The organism is Cupriavidus pauculus (assembly GCF_008801835.1).
Classification (GTDB): Bacteria; Pseudomonadota; Gammaproteobacteria; order Burkholderiales; family Burkholderiaceae; genus Cupriavidus; species Cupriavidus pauculus.
This window is the reverse complement of the sequence record NZ_VZOW01000031.1, coordinates 19,072-34,910: the sequence shown is the minus strand read 5'-3', so window position 1 is coordinate 34,910 and position 15,839 is coordinate 19,072. Positions and strand designations below refer to the sequence as shown.

At 63.8% G+C, this 15,839-nt stretch carries 11 protein-coding genes; 8 read left to right on the top strand and 3 right to left on the bottom strand.

The features are described 5' to 3' along the window. Nucleotides 1-286 precede the first annotated feature (286 nt). The gene (locus tag F7R19_RS23435; RefSeq protein WP_223505660.1) at nt 287-1,495 is read left to right on the top strand and encodes a sensor histidine kinase; all 1,209 of its coding nucleotides are present in this window, start codon (nt 287-289) and stop codon (nt 1,493-1,495) included. Here the strand turns inward: F7R19_RS23435 and F7R19_RS23430 are convergent, their stop codons facing one another. Together F7R19_RS23430 and F7R19_RS23425 are read right to left on the bottom strand one after the other, a co-directional pair. Continuing rightward, complete coding sequence (locus F7R19_RS23430) at nt 1,496-2,743, bottom strand: MFS transporter (protein WP_170292644.1); 1,248 nt, start codon at nt 2,741-2,743, stop codon at nt 1,496-1,498. Nucleotides 2,744-2,758: 15 nt separating this feature from the next. Continuing rightward, nucleotides 2,759-3,400: a response regulator transcription factor gene (locus F7R19_RS23425; protein WP_061958270.1), complete on the bottom strand. Its 642-nt coding sequence runs from the start codon at nt 3,398-3,400 to the stop codon at nt 2,759-2,761. A 426-nt stretch (nt 3,401-3,826) separates the two neighbouring features. Here F7R19_RS23425 and F7R19_RS23420 point away from each other — a divergent pair, with 426 nt between their 5' ends. From F7R19_RS23420 to tehA, 6 genes are all read left to right on the top strand, one after another. Beyond that, the gene (locus F7R19_RS23420) at nt 3,827-4,678 is read left to right on the top strand and encodes an alpha/beta fold hydrolase (RefSeq protein WP_150982195.1); all 852 of its coding nucleotides are present in this window, start codon (nt 3,827-3,829) and stop codon (nt 4,676-4,678) included. 112 nt (nt 4,679-4,790) lie between these two features. Then, nucleotides 4,791-5,510, top strand: coding sequence for a hypothetical protein (locus tag F7R19_RS23415; RefSeq protein WP_150982178.1), 720 nt, complete (start codon nt 4,791-4,793; stop codon nt 5,508-5,510). 10 nt (nt 5,511-5,520) lie between these two features. Then, complete coding sequence (locus tag F7R19_RS23410) at nt 5,521-6,564, top strand: alcohol dehydrogenase (protein ID WP_061958268.1); 1,044 nt, start codon at nt 5,521-5,523, stop codon at nt 6,562-6,564. A gap of 20 nt (nt 6,565-6,584) precedes the next feature. Then, the gene (locus F7R19_RS23405) at nt 6,585-7,430 is read left to right on the top strand and encodes an alpha/beta fold hydrolase (protein ID WP_223505661.1); all 846 of its coding nucleotides are present in this window, start codon (nt 6,585-6,587) and stop codon (nt 7,428-7,430) included. Between the two features lie 35 nt (nt 7,431-7,465). Next, a complete protein-coding gene (locus F7R19_RS23400) occupies nt 7,466-8,473 on the top strand; it encodes a zinc-binding alcohol dehydrogenase family protein (RefSeq protein ID WP_150982176.1) in 1,008 nt (335 codons plus the stop codon). Nucleotides 8,474-8,493: 20 nt separating this feature from the next. Next, nucleotides 8,494-9,483, top strand: a complete 990-nt coding sequence (gene tehA / locus F7R19_RS23395) for a dicarboxylate transporter/tellurite-resistance protein TehA (protein ID WP_150982175.1) — start codon at nt 8,494-8,496, stop codon at nt 9,481-9,483. Nucleotides 9,484-9,620: 137 nt separating this feature from the next. On the opposite strand, the gene F7R19_RS23390 is transcribed toward tehA, so the two are convergent. Continuing rightward, nucleotides 9,621-10,319 (bottom strand): hydrolase, encoded by a 699-nt coding sequence (locus F7R19_RS23390; protein WP_061958265.1) that lies wholly within the window; start codon nt 10,317-10,319, stop codon nt 9,621-9,623. Nucleotides 10,320-10,582: 263 nt separating this feature from the next. Here F7R19_RS23390 and F7R19_RS23385 point away from each other — a divergent pair, with 263 nt between their 5' ends. Continuing rightward, complete coding sequence (locus F7R19_RS23385) at nt 10,583-15,796, top strand: trifunctional serine/threonine-protein kinase/ATP-binding protein/sensor histidine kinase (protein ID WP_223505663.1); 5,214 nt, start codon at nt 10,583-10,585, stop codon at nt 15,794-15,796. The last annotated feature ends 43 nt before the right edge of the window (nt 15,797-15,839 follow it).

Here is a 15,839-nt window from a genome sequence, read left to right as displayed (position 1 = left end):
GCAATCACGGTACGGGGACACTTATACGGGAGTATCGCGTTGCATACGCCATCGCACATCGGGTTTGCACCGAAGGGTGTCGCGATGCCGCGCTTGCCAACGGCATGAGCGCCACAGCCGTCGGCGCTTGAGGCTATACATTCGTATAGTTGCCGACACATTCGCCGCATGGCATTGCTACCATGGCGGACGCAGACCCGCCGCAACAATATTCTTTTCTATGCGCCATCCCGATACCGACGTTTCCGCGCGTCGCTGCAAAATTGAACCGGAGGGAAGTGAACGTGTGGAATCCACCAGCCAGATCGTGGACGAGACCTTTCGCTTCGCGCCGATTCCCATCCTTGTGGAAGATTGGTCCGGCATACGGCAGTGGGTCGATGAGCGCAAGGCCGAGGGGGTGCAGGATCTCGACGGCTATCTGGACGAAAATCCCGCGGCGATCCAGCAGTTGCGCGACTGCCATCACCGCTTCGTGGATGCCAACGACGCAGCATTGAAGTTGTTCGATGCCGCATCGCGCGAAACGTTCTTCGCCGCGGCAAAGGCATTGCTGCCGGCCAGCCGCCCCAGCAATTCAAAGGTACTCAAGGCCATGTTCGATGGTGAGACCGCCTGCCAGGGCGAACGTACCCTCACATCGCTGACGGGCCGGACGATTCCAATCGTGTGGCGTTGTTCGTTGCCAACGGACCCCGCCCGCTATACGCGGCTGCACTTCTATGCGTTCGATATCTCCGAGTATCAGGAGAACATCAACCGCCTGCAGGTCATGCGAGCGGAGATGGCGCGCGCGGGACGCATTGCACTGGTGGGGCAACTGGCTGCATCGATCACGCACGAGATCAGCCAGCCGTTGTCTGCCACGCGGACATCGATCGAAGCCGCTGCGCGGTGGCTCGATCGTGATGGACCCGATATCGCGGAAGCCATGGCGTCCGTACGCGACGCGCGGCGCTGGGCGCGGGATGCTACCGACATCTGCCACAGGCTGCGCGGATTCATGACGCACACGCCCGTGCAGGCGCGGTTGCTGTCCGCAGCCGAAGTGGTGGCATCGGCGATCTACCTGATCTCGCCAGAAGCGCGAGCCAGGGCCATCGAGGTCGAGACGTCGGTGGACGAAGGCCTGCGCGTGCTGGTGGATCGTCTGCAACTACAGCAGGTACTGGGCAACCTGCTGCTGAACGGCATACATGCCATCGAGGCCACGTCGGACGCGCGGGCACGCAAGCTGACCGTGCACGTCGAACCGGAGGGTGATGCCAGCCTGCTGTTCAAGGTGGAGGACACCGGCCATGGCATCGATGCCGCGTCGCTCGAAACACTGTTCCAGCCGTTCTCCACATCGAAGTCAGAAGGCATGGGCGTGGGACTCTCCATTTCCAGATCCATCATCGAAGCGCACGGTGGACGCATCTGGGCCGAATCGGTCGAGGGAAAAGGCGCGACGTTGTGCTTCACCCTGCCCGGCGCAAAGGCCTTCGCCGCATAGTCAGTAGCGGACGCGCGTCTGGTGATGCTGTAGCGCCCTCACCGCCGCGATAGCACCCAGGGCCGCAGCCGAAATCGTCCAGGCTGCGGCCATCCGGCTTCCCGCCCATGCATTCCACGTGGCAACCAGTGCCGGGGCCGTGCCGCCGAACACCGCGACACCGACTGCATAGATAAAGGAAAGCGATGTGGCGCGCGACGTGCTGCGCACTGTCGACAGCAGCAGGGCGACAGTCGGCCCGGCGGCCAGACAACTCGCGGCCGTCACCGCGACAATCCCAGCGACAAAGAAGCCGTTGCCGACGCCATGCACTGCAGCGAGATAGGTGGGCACCACGGCGATGATCGAAGCCAGCCGCGCCCAGATGACGACGGTGGCATATCCGAGACGATCGGCAAGCCATCCACCTACGATCGAAGCCGCGGACGTGATCGCGCCCAGGGCGATCGTTACGAGAAACGATTGCCGCAGCGTTGGCATGGTGCCCGCCATTTCGAACGGGGCAGTGAAGGTGGCGACATAGGTTGGCACGGTGCCGCCTGCGATCAGCAGTGTCCCGAGTGCAAGGACTTTCCAGCCTTGCAGGCGCCCGACATCAACCTCCGCAGCAACCGGCCGTGGAATGTCGTGAGTCAACAGGCGCCGACGCAACAGCACCTGGACCGGGATCATCATGACAGCCAGAAGAAAAGGGATTCGCCATCCCCATGCGTCGAGCTGCGCAGCGGTGAGCAGGTCATTCATCAGGAAGCCGCAAGCGCCGATAGCCAGCAACGCGAGCCCCTGCCCGGCGAGCAGCCAGCCGCAGTAGAGGCCGCGGCGCGCCGGCGCACATTGTTCGATCAGGTACGCACCTGCCGCGCCAATTTCCCCGCCAATGGCGAATCCCTGAAGCATCCGGCAAGCCAGCAGCAGAAGCGGTGCTGCAACGCCCAGGACGTCGTAGCCGGGCAATAAAGCCATGCCAAGCGTGCCCGCGGCGACCAGTGTGATGTTGAGCACCAGCGCGGGCTTGCGTCCCACGCGATCGGCATAGGCGCCCAACACCAGCGCACCGATCGGACGCATCAGAAACCCCGTGGCAAAGGTGCCGAACGCGGCCAGCGATGCGACATCCGAGTTGCCATGCGGGAAGAATGCCGCGCCGATGAAGCGGGCAAACGTGGCGTAGGCGAAGTACTCGAAGAACTCCAGTGCATTGGCAAGGACCACCGTCGCCAGCGCGCGGGGATTCAATGTCTTTGTCACGGACAAGGCGCTGTGCTAGCGGGACATCGGCTCGATGCCGAGTACCTGCGCCTTGCGCACCAGATCGGCAACGGAGTTCGATTTCATCTTCTTCATGGCGGTGCCGCGATGGACCTTGACGGTAATCTCGCTGATGCCGATGCCGGCTGCAATCTGCTTGTTCAATGCGCCGCCGACCACGTAGGCCAGCACCTCGCGCTCGCGCGAGGTCAGGGATTCGTACAGATCGATGAGGGTGCTGCGCTGGTAATCGGCCTCAAGCCGCTTCTTGTCCTGCGCCAGAGCGGCCGTGACGGCATCGATGACGTCCTGCTCGGCCAGCGGCTTGAGCAGAAAATCAGCGGCGCCCGCTTTCATCGCCTTGATACAGATGCTCACGTCTGCAAATCCCGTCATGAAGATGATGGGCATTTGCTGGTTGGCCTTCTCCTGCTGCTGGAAGAACAAGCCGCTTTCACCGCGCAGGCGAACATCGAGCAGCATGCAACTGGGTCCGGCGTTCTTCTCCGACGCCTTGAATGCCGCCGTACTGTCGAAGCTACGGACCGTGAATCCCACGGAGCGCAGGAGGTTATGCAATGACGAGCGGGTGGATTCCTCGTCGTCGATGATGTAGACGACTGAAGTCGCATCCTGGCTTTGGGCATTACTGGACATGCTTCAATTCACGGGTTTGGTAAGACTGTCGAATCGCGTTGGCGAAGACGTGATTGCAAGCGTCACGGTCGCGGCGATTGTCGCATAACCGTCCCGCGCAGGTTGGCCGAAAACGGCCGCAAAAACACCTGTCGAAGCGGATCACGCAACGTCTCCCCTGAACGATTGTTCGGCTTGGATGGAAGTACTGTTCAGGCGTCCACGCTTTATCAGCTCTGGCTTTGCGGCTAACTTTCATATCGAAGCAGCGCTCGGAAATGTTGCTGCCGATGGGTGAGCACGACGCTCCTGGGTGGGTTTCGATGTCCGAAAACCTCACGATAAATGTCGTTTCCGATGGATCGGAAAAGGGCAATGATGAGGTCTGGGATACGTGCTCACGTCGCATCGATGGTCAATGCAAGGTTGGACAAAATGAATGCTTCAATGGCCGAAGCCTCGGCAAGCCTTAACGCCAGAACCCGGTTCGTCGATGTGCCGGGGCGGCGTCTCGCCTATCGCACATTCGGCAGCGGCAAGCCGATTGTCCTCTGTGTCCGCTTCCGCGGCACCATGGACGCCTGGGATCCGCTGTTCCTCGATAGCCTGGCGGGCCAGGGCTTCCAGGTAACGGTGTTCGACTACAGCGGCCTGGGGCAATCCACCGGCGACCCTACCTATCAGCCTGCGGCGCTGGCCCGTGATGCGATCGATCTGATCACCGCGCTGGACCTGGGCCGCGTCATCATTGGCGGCTGGTCGGTTGGCGGCATCGCGGCACAGCTCGTGATGACGATGGCGCCGCAACTGGTCAGCCACACCGTGCTGATCGGCACCACCCCGCCGGGCACTCTGGCCAAGCCCGGCGAGGCGCTCTTCTATACGCTGGCAAAGCGCGAGAACGACTTTGATGATTTTGTCAGCCTGTTCTTCGAACCAACTTCGCCCGAGAGCGTGGATGCGGCCAGGCTGTCAGCCGATCGGCTCGCTGCACGCAAGCTCGATGTCAGTCCGGAAGTGCCGTGGCAATGGGCCGCGACGCAGCTTGGCGACGGTCCAAAGAACCCGGTCTTTCCGGTTGACTCGGTGCTGCAAGCGCTCAAGTCCACACGGATCCCTGTCCTGCATATCGGCGCCGATCACGACATCGTGTTCCCGGTGGAGAACTGGTACGCGCTCAACAACCAGTTGCCGACCTTGCACCTGGTGACTTTTCCGCGCGCCGGCCACGGTCCACAACTTCAGTATCCCGAGGCATCCGCGCGACATATCGCCGCGTTTGTCGACGCCCACGCGTAGCGCAATTCCGCCGGTATCCGGCGCGTGAGTGGCGCCGCGCCAGGAACTTCGAGCCCAGCCTCGAAGTGAATGGTCTCGCGCTCAAAAAAGCAAACCAAGCAGAAGGTAAAACATGTCTGACCTGATCAATTTCGCCATCGATGCCGCGGGCGGCCTCGAACGCTTCCAGCAATTCAAGCGTGTCTCGGCGCGCCTGCACCACACCGGAATACTGTGGAATCTGAAACAGCGCGAAGGGGTGCTGATCGATTCGCGCGTGACCGTGGACCTGCATGCGCAGCGGGTCTCGCATGAGCCGTTCGCACCGACTACCAATCATTCCGTCTTCACGCCGGATCGTGTCGAGATCCGGCAAGCGGACGGCACGCTCGTCGAAGCGCTCGATCATCCGCGCGCTTCGTTCGCTGGGTTCGAACTCGAAACCCCGTGGTCAAATCCCCAACTGGCGTATTTCGCGGGCTATACGATGTGGACGTATCTGACGTCGCCATTCGTGCTGCGTCATCCCGGCGTGGTAGCGACCGAGATCGAGCCGTGGGTCGTCGATGGCCTGTCCTGGCGCCGTCTGCGTGTGAGGTTCCCGGATACGGTGGCGACGCATAGCGCGGAGCAAACCTATTACTTCGACGCGGACGGCATGCTGCGCCGTCATGACTACGAAGTGGACATCCAGGGTCGCAATGCGGCCGCCCGCTACCTCAGTGATTATGTCGAGGTGCAAGGCATGCGCATGCCCACGCGCATGCGCATCTATCCGCGTACGCCAGAGAATCTCGCGATGCCCGAGCCGCTGATCGTGGGCGTGGATCTGTCCGACTTCCGCTTCGAGTGAGGCCATCACGATGACCGCAAATCGAACCTACCGCGCTGCGGTAGCCGTGGCGCCCGGCAAGTTGGCGATGATCGATCGGCCGATCGAGGAACCTGGGTTCGGGCAAGTCCGCATTCGCGTCGAAGCCTGTGGTGTCTGCCACTCTGACAGTGCGACGGTGGCGCGGGCACCCGCGGACCCGGAACATCCACTGACGCCCGGCCATGAAGTCGTGGGCCGTATCGAAGCGCTGGGTCACGGCGTCGAGGGCTGGCAAGTGGGCCAGCGCGTAGGGGTGGGCTTTCTGGCCGGCGAAGACCGCACGTGTCCGTCGTGCCGCCAGGGCGATGTCGTGAATTGCCAGAATCCGGTGATCACGGGCATGACGACCAACGGCGGCTATGCCGAAAGCATGCTGGCAGAAGCGCGCGGTCTGGTGCGTGTTCCCGATGCGCTCGATGCCGCCGAAGCGGCGCCGCTGCTGTGCGCCGGCCTGACGACATTCAACGCCCTGCGCAATGCGAATGCGCGGGCAGGCGATGTGGTTGCGGTGCATGGCCTGGGCGGCCTGGGTCACCTCGCCGTGCAGTTCGCTCGCAAGATGGGTTTCCATACGGTGGCGATTGCGCGCGGCGCAGACAAGGCCGAACTGGCGGCCCAACTCGGCGCCCATCGCTATATCGATTCTGAAAGCGAAGATGCCGTGGCGGTGTTGCGCAGCCTGGGCGGTGCGAAGGTGGTGTTGGCGACGGCGCCGACCGGTGCCGGCATGTCCGCGCTCGTTCCGGGCATGGCGGCGCGCGGTCAGTTGATCGTGGTGGCCGTTCCGGGAGATCCCATCACGCTGCCCGCCACGGATCTCGTGTTCGGTGCGCGTGCAGTGGTGGGTGCACTGACCGGAACCGTCTTCGACAACGAGCAGACATTGGCCTTCGCCAATCTGCAGGATGTGCGTCCCATGATCGAAACGTTCCCGCTGGAACAGGCCCAGGCGGCATATGACCGCATGATGCGCGCCGATGTGCGGTTCCGTGCCGTGTTGGTCATGCCGGCCTACGCCGGCCCCTCCGTATGAAGGATGCCACGATGACTCGCATGAATTCCTCGAATGCCCCCACCCAGTACGCCGAGGCGGCTGGCGTGCGCTATGCGTATCGCCGCTTCGGCAACGCCAATGGCGGGCTGCCGCTGCTTTGCCTGCAGCATTTCACGGGCACACTCGACAACTGGGACCCGGCCATCGTCGATGCACTATCGGCGGATCGCGAGATCATCCTGTTCGAGAACGCTGGGGTTGGCAGATCCGGCGGCACCGTGCCGGCATCGATCACAGCGATGGCGGATCACGTTCTGCAATTCGTTGGCGCCATCGCGCTGTCGAAGTTCCACATCCTTGGCTATTCGCTCGGCGGATTCCTGGCGCAGGAGATTGCCATCGCAAAACCTGAGCTGGTTGCACGCATCGTCCTTTCCGGCAGCGCGCCAGAAGGCGGCAAGGGCGCCGGCATGGATCGTCCGGAACTGCTTGCCATTTATACCGATGCCGAGATGCCGATGCACGAGAAGCTCAAGCGGCTTTTCTTCCCGGAGACGCCCGATGGCAAGCAAGCTGCACAAGCCTTCGTGGATCGTCTGGCATCGCGAACCGGCGAAGCGGACCTGCCGGCCAATGCCGAGGTCGCGCCGGCGCAGCTTGGCGCCATGATCGCCTGGGCGAACTGGCCGGGCGACGTGGCGCACAAGCTGGCGTCGATCCCGCATCCGGTGCTGGTTACCAATGGCGACAACGACACCATGATTCCCACGCGAAACAGCTTCGTGCTTGCGGAGGGGCTGCCGAATGCCACGTTGATCATTTATCCCAACGCTGGCCACGGCGCGCTGTTCCAGTATGCGTCTACCTACGTCGCACATGTGCGAGAGTTCCTGCGCGGCGCGTGAGCGCGCGTTTTTGCCCTATCGAGGAGTCATGCAGAATGAAAGCGATTGTTTACGACAAGGCTGGCCTGCCGATCGAAGACCCGCGTGCCCTGTACGAGATGGAGCTGCCGCGACCGGAACCGCAAGCGCGTGACTTGCTGGTCAGGATCGAGGCGATTGCGGTGAACCCGGTGGACAGCAAGCTGCGTCTCAGTGTGCAGCCGGGTGGCCCGCGCGTGCTGGGCTGGGATGCGGTGGGCACCGTGGAAGCCGTTGGCGCAGCGGTGGAACTGTTCAAGGTGGGCGACAAGGTCTGGTACGCCGGCGACATCACGCGACAAGGCAGCTACGCCGAATACGGTCTCGTCGACGAACGGATCGCAGGCCACTGCCCCAAGTCACTGAAGACCGCCGATGCTGCGGCCCTGCCGTTGACGAGCATTACCGCGTGGGAATTGCTGTTCGATCGCTTGCGTATTCCGGAGGGCGGCGGCCAGGGACAAAGCCTGTTGGTGATCGGTGCCAGCGGCGGCGTCGGCTCCATCCTGATCCAGTTGGCACGCAAGCTGACGGCGCTGGTCGTGATTGGCACGGCGTCGCGACCCAAGACCCAGAAGTGGGTCGGGGATCTTGGCGCGCATCACGTGATCGACCACAGCCAGCCGCTGCAGCCGCAACTGGCTGCGGCAGGCATCGACCAGGTGGACCACGTCATCAGCCTCACACATACGGACAGCTATTACGCGCAGATCGTGGAACTGCTCAAGCCGGAAGGCCAGTTGGCATTGATCGACGATCCTGCCACGCTGGACGCGATGCCGTTGAAGCGCAAGTCGATTTCCCTGCATTGGGAGTTCATGTTCACGCGGTCGATGTACCGTGCGGCCGACATGATCGAACAGCACAAGCTGCTGGATCGCGTGGCCGCGCTGCTCGACGAAGGTGTGCTCAAGACGACGGTCGGCGAGCACTCTGGCGACATTACGGCCGACAACCTGCGTCGTGCGCATGCGGCGCTGGAGAGCAACAAGACCGTGGGGAAAATTGTCCTCGCGCGTAGCTGACCTTGCTTCCAGGACACACCATGACTGACAGCGCAGCAACGGTTCCCGTCGCCGAGACGCCGAACGGGTTTTCGATTCCGGCCTCTGCGATGGGCATTGTGCTCGGCATGGCCGGTCTGTCGAACTGCTGGCGAGTCGCACACACATTGTGGGGCGTCGGGACGGACATATCCGACATCCTGTTTGCGGTGACGACGCTCATCTGGGCGGTGCTCGTGCTCGCCTTCGCCGCCAAGTGGCTGACGCATCGTGACGAGGCGCTGGCCGAAGCCCGACATCCGGTTGCGTGCTGTTTCATCGGACTGGTACCGGTGGCCACGCTGCTCGTGGCCGTCTGGCTGCACGGCTTTGCTGAGGCACTGGGCACGACGCTGATCGTAATTGGTGTCGTCGCCCAATTGGCTTTCTCCACGCTTCGCAGTGGCGGCATGATGCGTGGCGGCCGCAAGCTCGGTGACACCACCGCGGTCATGTATCTGCCCACAGTGGCCGGCAATTTTGTCTCTGCGATGGCCGTGAGCTCGCTCGGTTGGATGGATCTGGGCAAACTGTTCTTCGGAGCGGGGCTGTTCTCGTGGTTCGCCCTCGAGTCGATCATCACCTATCGCCTGCATCTGGGCGACGAACTGGCACCTGCGCTGCGGCCGACGCTGGGCATCCAGTTGGCGCCGCCGGTGGTTGGTGCCACTGCATACCTTGCGGTCACAGCAGGCAGCGTGGACTGGCCTTTCTATGCCATGTTCGGCTACGGAGTCTTGCAACTGCTGTTCCTCGCCAGACTTGCACCGTGGTTTCTCAAGTCCGGCGCGACCCCGGGATTCTGGGCCTTCAGCTTCGGCATCACTGCGCTCGGGTTGTCGTGCATGCGCGCGGCGACCCTTGCGCCGGGTTCGTTGTTCGCGAGTCTTGCGTTGCCGCTGTTCATCTTCGTCAATGTTGCAATCGGCGCGCTGATCGTGCTGACGCTTCGGCTGCTGTGGCAAGGTCGCTTGTTCCGTCGACTTGCCTGACCGGCTGAACCCCCGGCGATAGCGGTATTCGGCCGCCGCGACTTCCGAAAGTGGCGGCGGCCGCCTGGCACGCTGGCTGATATCAGGATTTGGCCAGACGGCGCTGGCCGTATGAATCGACGTCCAGTGCGTCGTGCTTAGTACTCGGTCACCGGCGCATGGATCGGCGCGATCGACGGGTGCGGCGTGGCGGTGCGCTGCGCGGCCTTGTGGACCATCGTGTAGGCGTAGTCGATGCCCATGCCGTAGGCGCCCGAATGTTCCTTCGCCAGGCCGGTTACCGCGTCATACGTTTCCTTGTTCTTCCAGTCGCGCTGCCATTCCAGCAGCACTTGCTGCCACGTCACGGGCACCACGCCGGCCTGGATCATGCGCTGCATCGCGTAGTCGTGCGCTTCCTTGGTGGTGCCGCCCGAGGCGTCGGCCACCATGTAGATCTCGTAGTCGCCTTCGAGCATCGCGGACAGCGCGAAGGTCGTGTTGCACACCTCGGTCCACAGCCCGGCCACGACGATCTTCTTGCGACCGTTGGCGGCCAGCGCGTCGCGCACCTTCTGGTCGTCCCAAGAATTCATCGAAGTGCGTTCGAGCGTCTGCTTGCCGGGAAAGACGTCGAGGATTTCGGGATAGGTGTAGCCGGAGAACGATTCGCTTTCCACGGTGGTGATGGTGGTCGGCACGTCGAAGATCTTCGCCGCCTTGGCCAGGCCCACGACATTGTTCTTCATGGTCTGGCGGTCCATCGACTGCACGCCAAAAGCCATCTGGGGCTGGTGGTCGATGATGATCAGCTGGCTGTTGCGCGGGGTCAGGACTTGCAGTTTGGCGTTCGACATGAGATTTCTCCGGTAAAAAATATTCAATTGGTTTGAGGTTTGGTCTGGCAGCGCTGGCTTGGCTTCGTTGCGTTGCTGCGCTGTCCATGTGCAGAACTATAGCGATCGGCTCAGCGGCGAAAGTGATCGATCGTTGCAATAGTTATTCAAATAAATTGAATCGACATTTTGGGCGGAATGTCACCGATGAGAGGTTTCCGCGTAGCATGGCGGCGCCCCAATCGTTCCGAAGCCTGACTCCAGGCACCATTCAGCACCGCAACATGCGATCCATGTCCTTTCCGCTGGCCAACGTCGATCTCAAACTGGAGGCCGACTGGGAAGATGGCGACCGTATATTTGGCCGTTGCCGGCGCTTTCACGCCGACGCGCTGGTGTCGCAGACGCTGGCGGTGTGGCCCGCTGGCGATCACAGCGCGCCTGCAACGCTGACGCGGCTGGCGCATGAGTTCGGACTGCGCGACACGCTGCACGGCAGTTGGGCCGCGCGGCCGCTGGAATTGCTGCGCGAAGGTGGCAATACCGTGCTGCTGCTCGAAGACCCGGGCGGCAGTCCGCTGAGTGGGCTGATCGGGCGTCCGATGGCCATCGGACAGTTCCTGACGATCGCCATGGCGATTGCCGCCGCGGTGGGCGGCCTGCACCAGCGCGGCCTGATCCATAAGGACCTCAAACCCTCGCATATCCTGGTCGCCGATTCGCACCGGCATGCATGGCTGCTAGGCTTTGGCATCGCCTCGCCGATTCCGCGCGAACCGCAGTCCTACAGTAGCCTCACCGAGATCGCCGGCACGCTTGCCTACATGGCGCCCGAGCAGACGGGCCGCATGAACCGGTCGATCGACACGCGCAGCGACCTGTATGCACTGGGCATCGTCTTCTATCAGATGCTTACCGGCGAGCTGCCGCTGCAAGCGTCGGCGACGCTGGACTGGGTGCACAGCCATCTCGCGCGCCAGCCGGTTCCGCCCGCCGATCGGTTGGCCTCGATTCCGCCGGTCGTCTCGGCGCTGGTGATGAAGCTGCTGGCCAAGCCGGCGGAAGAGCGCTACCAGACAGCGGCAGGCCTCGAGGCCGATCTGCGCCGCTGCCTGCACGCATGGGAAGCGCGGCAACACGTCGATACGTTCACGCTCGGCGAACACGACCTGTCTGACACGCTGGTGATTCCGGAACACCTCTACGGCCGCGAGCGGGAGATCCGCAGGCTCGTGGCGGCGTTCGACCGGGTGGCCGCGGGCGGCGGCATGGAAGTGGCGCTGGTATCGGGCTACTCGGGCGTGGGCAAGACCACGATCGTGCATGAATTGCAGCGCGCCACCATGCATCGGCGCGGCATGTTTGCGGCCGCGACGGCCGATCAGCATGGCGAGCGCATCCCGTTCGGCGCGCTGGCGCACGCGGTGCGCGGGCTGGTCCGCTCGCTACTGGGCAAGGACGAAAGCGAACTGGCCGAGTGGCGCAGGGCGCTGGCGATGGGACCGTACACGGCGCTGCTGCTGCCGCTGATTCCTGAACTGCAGCAGTTGCTGGGCCCGTTGCCGGCGCCCGGCGAAACGCCGCAACGGGAAGCCTCGCACCGCATCGCGCTGGCGTTTGGCGGCGTGATCCGCGTGTTCGCGCAACCGGCACATCCGCTGACGCTTTTCCTGGACAACCTGCAATGGCTCGACGCCGCCACGCTCGATCTGCTGCAACGCCTGGTCAGGCAATCCGAGATCCGCCACTTGCTGCTGGTCGGCACCTATCGCAGCAACGAAGTCGCTCCGGGCAGCGCCTGGGAAGCCACCGCCGAGTCGATCCGGCGCAGCGGCGCAGCGGTGGAGAACATCGAACTGGAGGGTCTCGATGCGGCCAGCATGAGCCAGTTGCTTGCCGACGCGCTGCACGTTGCCGCGCCGATCAGCGCGCCGCTGGCGCGTCTGGTGCACGAGAAGACCGCGGGCAATCCGTTCTTCGCGATCAGCTTCATTACCGAACTGGCCGAGGAAGGGCTGCTGCATTTCGATCACGGACGCGCGCGCTGGGCCTGGGACCTGGCGCAGATCCAGGCCAAGGATTACACCGACAACGTGATCGAGCTGATGCTCGGCAAGCTGGGTCGCCTGCCGCCTGCCACGCAGCAGGTGATCATGCACCTGGCATGTCTGGGCAACGACGCATCGTTTGCCAATCTGCAGATGGCGTGGCGCGGCGAAGCCGAAACGCTGCAGTCGGCACTGTGGGATGCGGCGCGCACCGGGCTCGTGATCCGCGGCGAATCCGCCTATCGTTTCCGGCACGACAAGATCCGCGAAGCGGCGTATGCGCTGATTCCCGAGGATGCGCGTCTGCACATGCATCTGGCCATCGGATGGCGCCTGGCCGGAAAAACGCCGCCGTCCCAGCTGGCGCCCAATATCTTCGCCGTGGTCGGGCAGCTCAACCGCGCTGTCGACCTGATCGACGCCGCCGCAGAGCGCGAGCGCCTTGCCGAGCTGAACCTGCTGGCGGGCCAGCAAGCCAAAGGCGTATCGGCCTACGCCATCGCGCTCGATTACCTGGTCGCGGCTGCGGCGCTGCTACCGCCCGTCGCTGCCGAAAGCCAGCAAGCGTTGGCGTTCGCGATCGATTTCGGCCGCGCCGAATGCGAATTCATGACCGGCCAATCGGACCTCGCGCAACAGCGCCTGCGCGCATTGGTGCAGCGTGCCGAGAGTCTGCCGGCGCTGGCGAAGGTCACGCAGTTGCAGCTCGAACTGCTGCTGACGGGCGGCCAGCGGCAGCAGGCCGTGGAAGTGGGGCTTGCATATCTGCGGCGCACCGGCATCGACTGGACCGCCCGGCCCGGCGCGGACGATGTGCGGCGCGAACGCACGCGGATGTGGCAGCAGCTTGGCACCCGACCCATCGAAGCGTTGTGCAGCCTGCCACCGATGTCGGACGCACAGGCGTGCGGCACGATGGGCGTGTTGAGCGCGTTGATGCAGCCCGCCTGGTACACCGACGACAACCTCCGCGCGATGGTGATTCTGCGCATGGTCAACATGAGCCTCGACTACGGCAACGCCGATGCGTCGTGCGTCGGCTATGCGTGGCTGAGCATGATCCTGTCCGCGCAGGGCGGCACGTACGACGAAGGCCTGCGCTTTGGCCGGATGGCCATGGAGCTGGCGGAACAGCGCGGCCTCGATCGCTTCCGGGCGCGCGTCTACCAGATCGTCGGCGGCAACGTTCTGCACTGGACGCAGCCGATTCGCAACGCGCGCAGTGTCTTGCGCCGCGCGCTCGATGTCACAGAGAAGCTGCGCGATTTCACCTACGCGTCGTATATCTACAGCAACGTGGTCACGCAATCGCTGGCCGGAGGCGACCCGCTCGACCAGTTGCAGGGCGAGGTGGAGGCCGGAAACGTGCGGTCTTGGGGCGCGCGGTACGGACTCGTGGCGGACCGCATTGCGCCGCAGTTGCAGTTGATCCGCACGCTGCGCGGGCTCACGCCGAGCTTCGGCAGCTTCGACGGCGACAGCTTCGACGAGGCGGCCTTCGAGCAGCGCGTCGCCGGCGATGTCGGCCTGTCGCTTGCGGCGTGCTGGTACTGGATCAGGAAGCTGCAGGCGCGCTATCTGGCGGGCGACCACGCCGCCGCCTTGCAGGCGGCCGAACGCGCCAACGTGCTGCTATGGACCTCGCCGTCGTATTTCGAACAGGCGGAGTATCAGTTCTTTGCCGCGCTGGCCCGCGCGGCCAGTTGCGAGCAGGCTTGCGAAGGCGATCTGACCTACCATCTGCACGCGCTGGCGGCACATCGTCGCCAACTGGAGGAATGGGCTGGAAATTGTCCGTCGACGTTCGGCAATCGCGCGGCGCTGGTGGCGGCGGAAATCGCGCGGATCGAAGGGCGCGATATCGACGCGATGCGCGAGTACGATCTGGCGATCGCCTCTGCGCGCGACAACGAGCTGCCGCATGTGCAGGCCCTTGCCGCCGAACTGGCCGGACGCTTCTACCTGGGCCGGGGCATGGAGCGCGTGGCGCGCAGCTATCTGCAAGACGCGCGCGCCGGCTACCTGCATTGGGGCGCGCTTGGCAAGGTCTGGCAACTCGATGCGCAGTATGCGGGTTTGCTGCGGGCAGAGCGCGCGGCGTCATCGGCCGGTACCATCGACACGCCGTTGCAGCTGCTCGACCTTGCTACGGTGATTGCGATATCGCAGGCCGTGTCCGGGGAAATTCGTCTCGACAGGCTGATCGAGACCCTGATGCGCACGGCGATGGAGCAGGCCGGGGCATCGCGCGGCGTGCTGATCCTACAGGACAAGACCGATCGTCACGTTGCGGCGGAAGCGACCATCCAGGGCAATGCCATCGCCGTGCAACTGCGCAACTGCGCGCTGTCCGAGCATGATCTGCCGGTCTCGGTGATCCACCATGTGCTGCGCGCGGCCGAACATATCGTGCTGGACGACGCCGTTGCACAGCGTCCTTATTCCACCGATCCCTATCTGCGCCAGCGGCGCGCGCGATCGATCCTGTGCCTGCCGCTTCTGAATCAGGCCAAGCTGATCGGCGCGCTGTACCTGGAGAACGATCTGGCGACGCGGCTGTTCGTGCCGGCCCGCACCGAAGTGCTGAAATTCCTCGCATCGCAAGCCGCCACCGCGCTGGAAAACAGCCGCCTCTATCGCGAAAGCCAGCGCGCCGACGAAGCGTTGCGCCAGGCCGGGGCCGAACTTGCGCACGTGTCGCGCGTGATGACCCTGACCACGCTCACGGCGTCGATCGCGCATGAAGTCAGTCAGCCGCTCGCCGCCATGGCCATCAACGCCAACGCGGCCCTGCGCTGGCTGAAACGACCGGAGCCCGACTTGCGCGAGGTGGAGTCGTCACTGCACGAGATCGTGGCCGCCGGGGAGCGCGCCACGTCCGTGATCGCCGGCATGCGCGCGATGCTGAGGAAAGCCGATGTGGTGATGGCGCCGTTGTCCATCAATGCGGTGATCCGCGATACGGTCACGCTGATTGCCGGCGAGCTGGCGCGCCACGATATCGCGCTTCATCTTGCGCTGCATGACGCGTTGCCCGATGTGGCGGGCGACAAGGTGCAACTGCAACAGGTAATCCTGAACCTGGTGATGAACGGCATCGAGGCCATGAAGGACGTGGTGGCGCAGCCGCGCGAACTGTGGATCGAATCGTCGTCGTCGTCGTCGTCGTCGTCGTCGTCAACGTCGTCCGCGTCCGATGGCGTGACCGTCGCAGTGCGCGATGCGGGGCCCGGATTTTCTCCGGAAGACGCGGAACGGCTTTTTGAAGCGTTCTACACCACCAAAGGCGAGGGGATGGGCATGGGGTTGTCGATCTGCCGCGCGATCATCGAAGCCCACGGCGGAGAGTTGCGCGCCGCGCAGAATCATCCATCGGGCGCGGTGTTCCAGTTCACCCTGCCACGCGCGGCTTCGGCCGCGGCCAGTCACAGCGCATCCGCCGGACCATGACCGGCCGTCGCGCCGCCAGGTCTGTTGTGCTCGATGGCGCGAC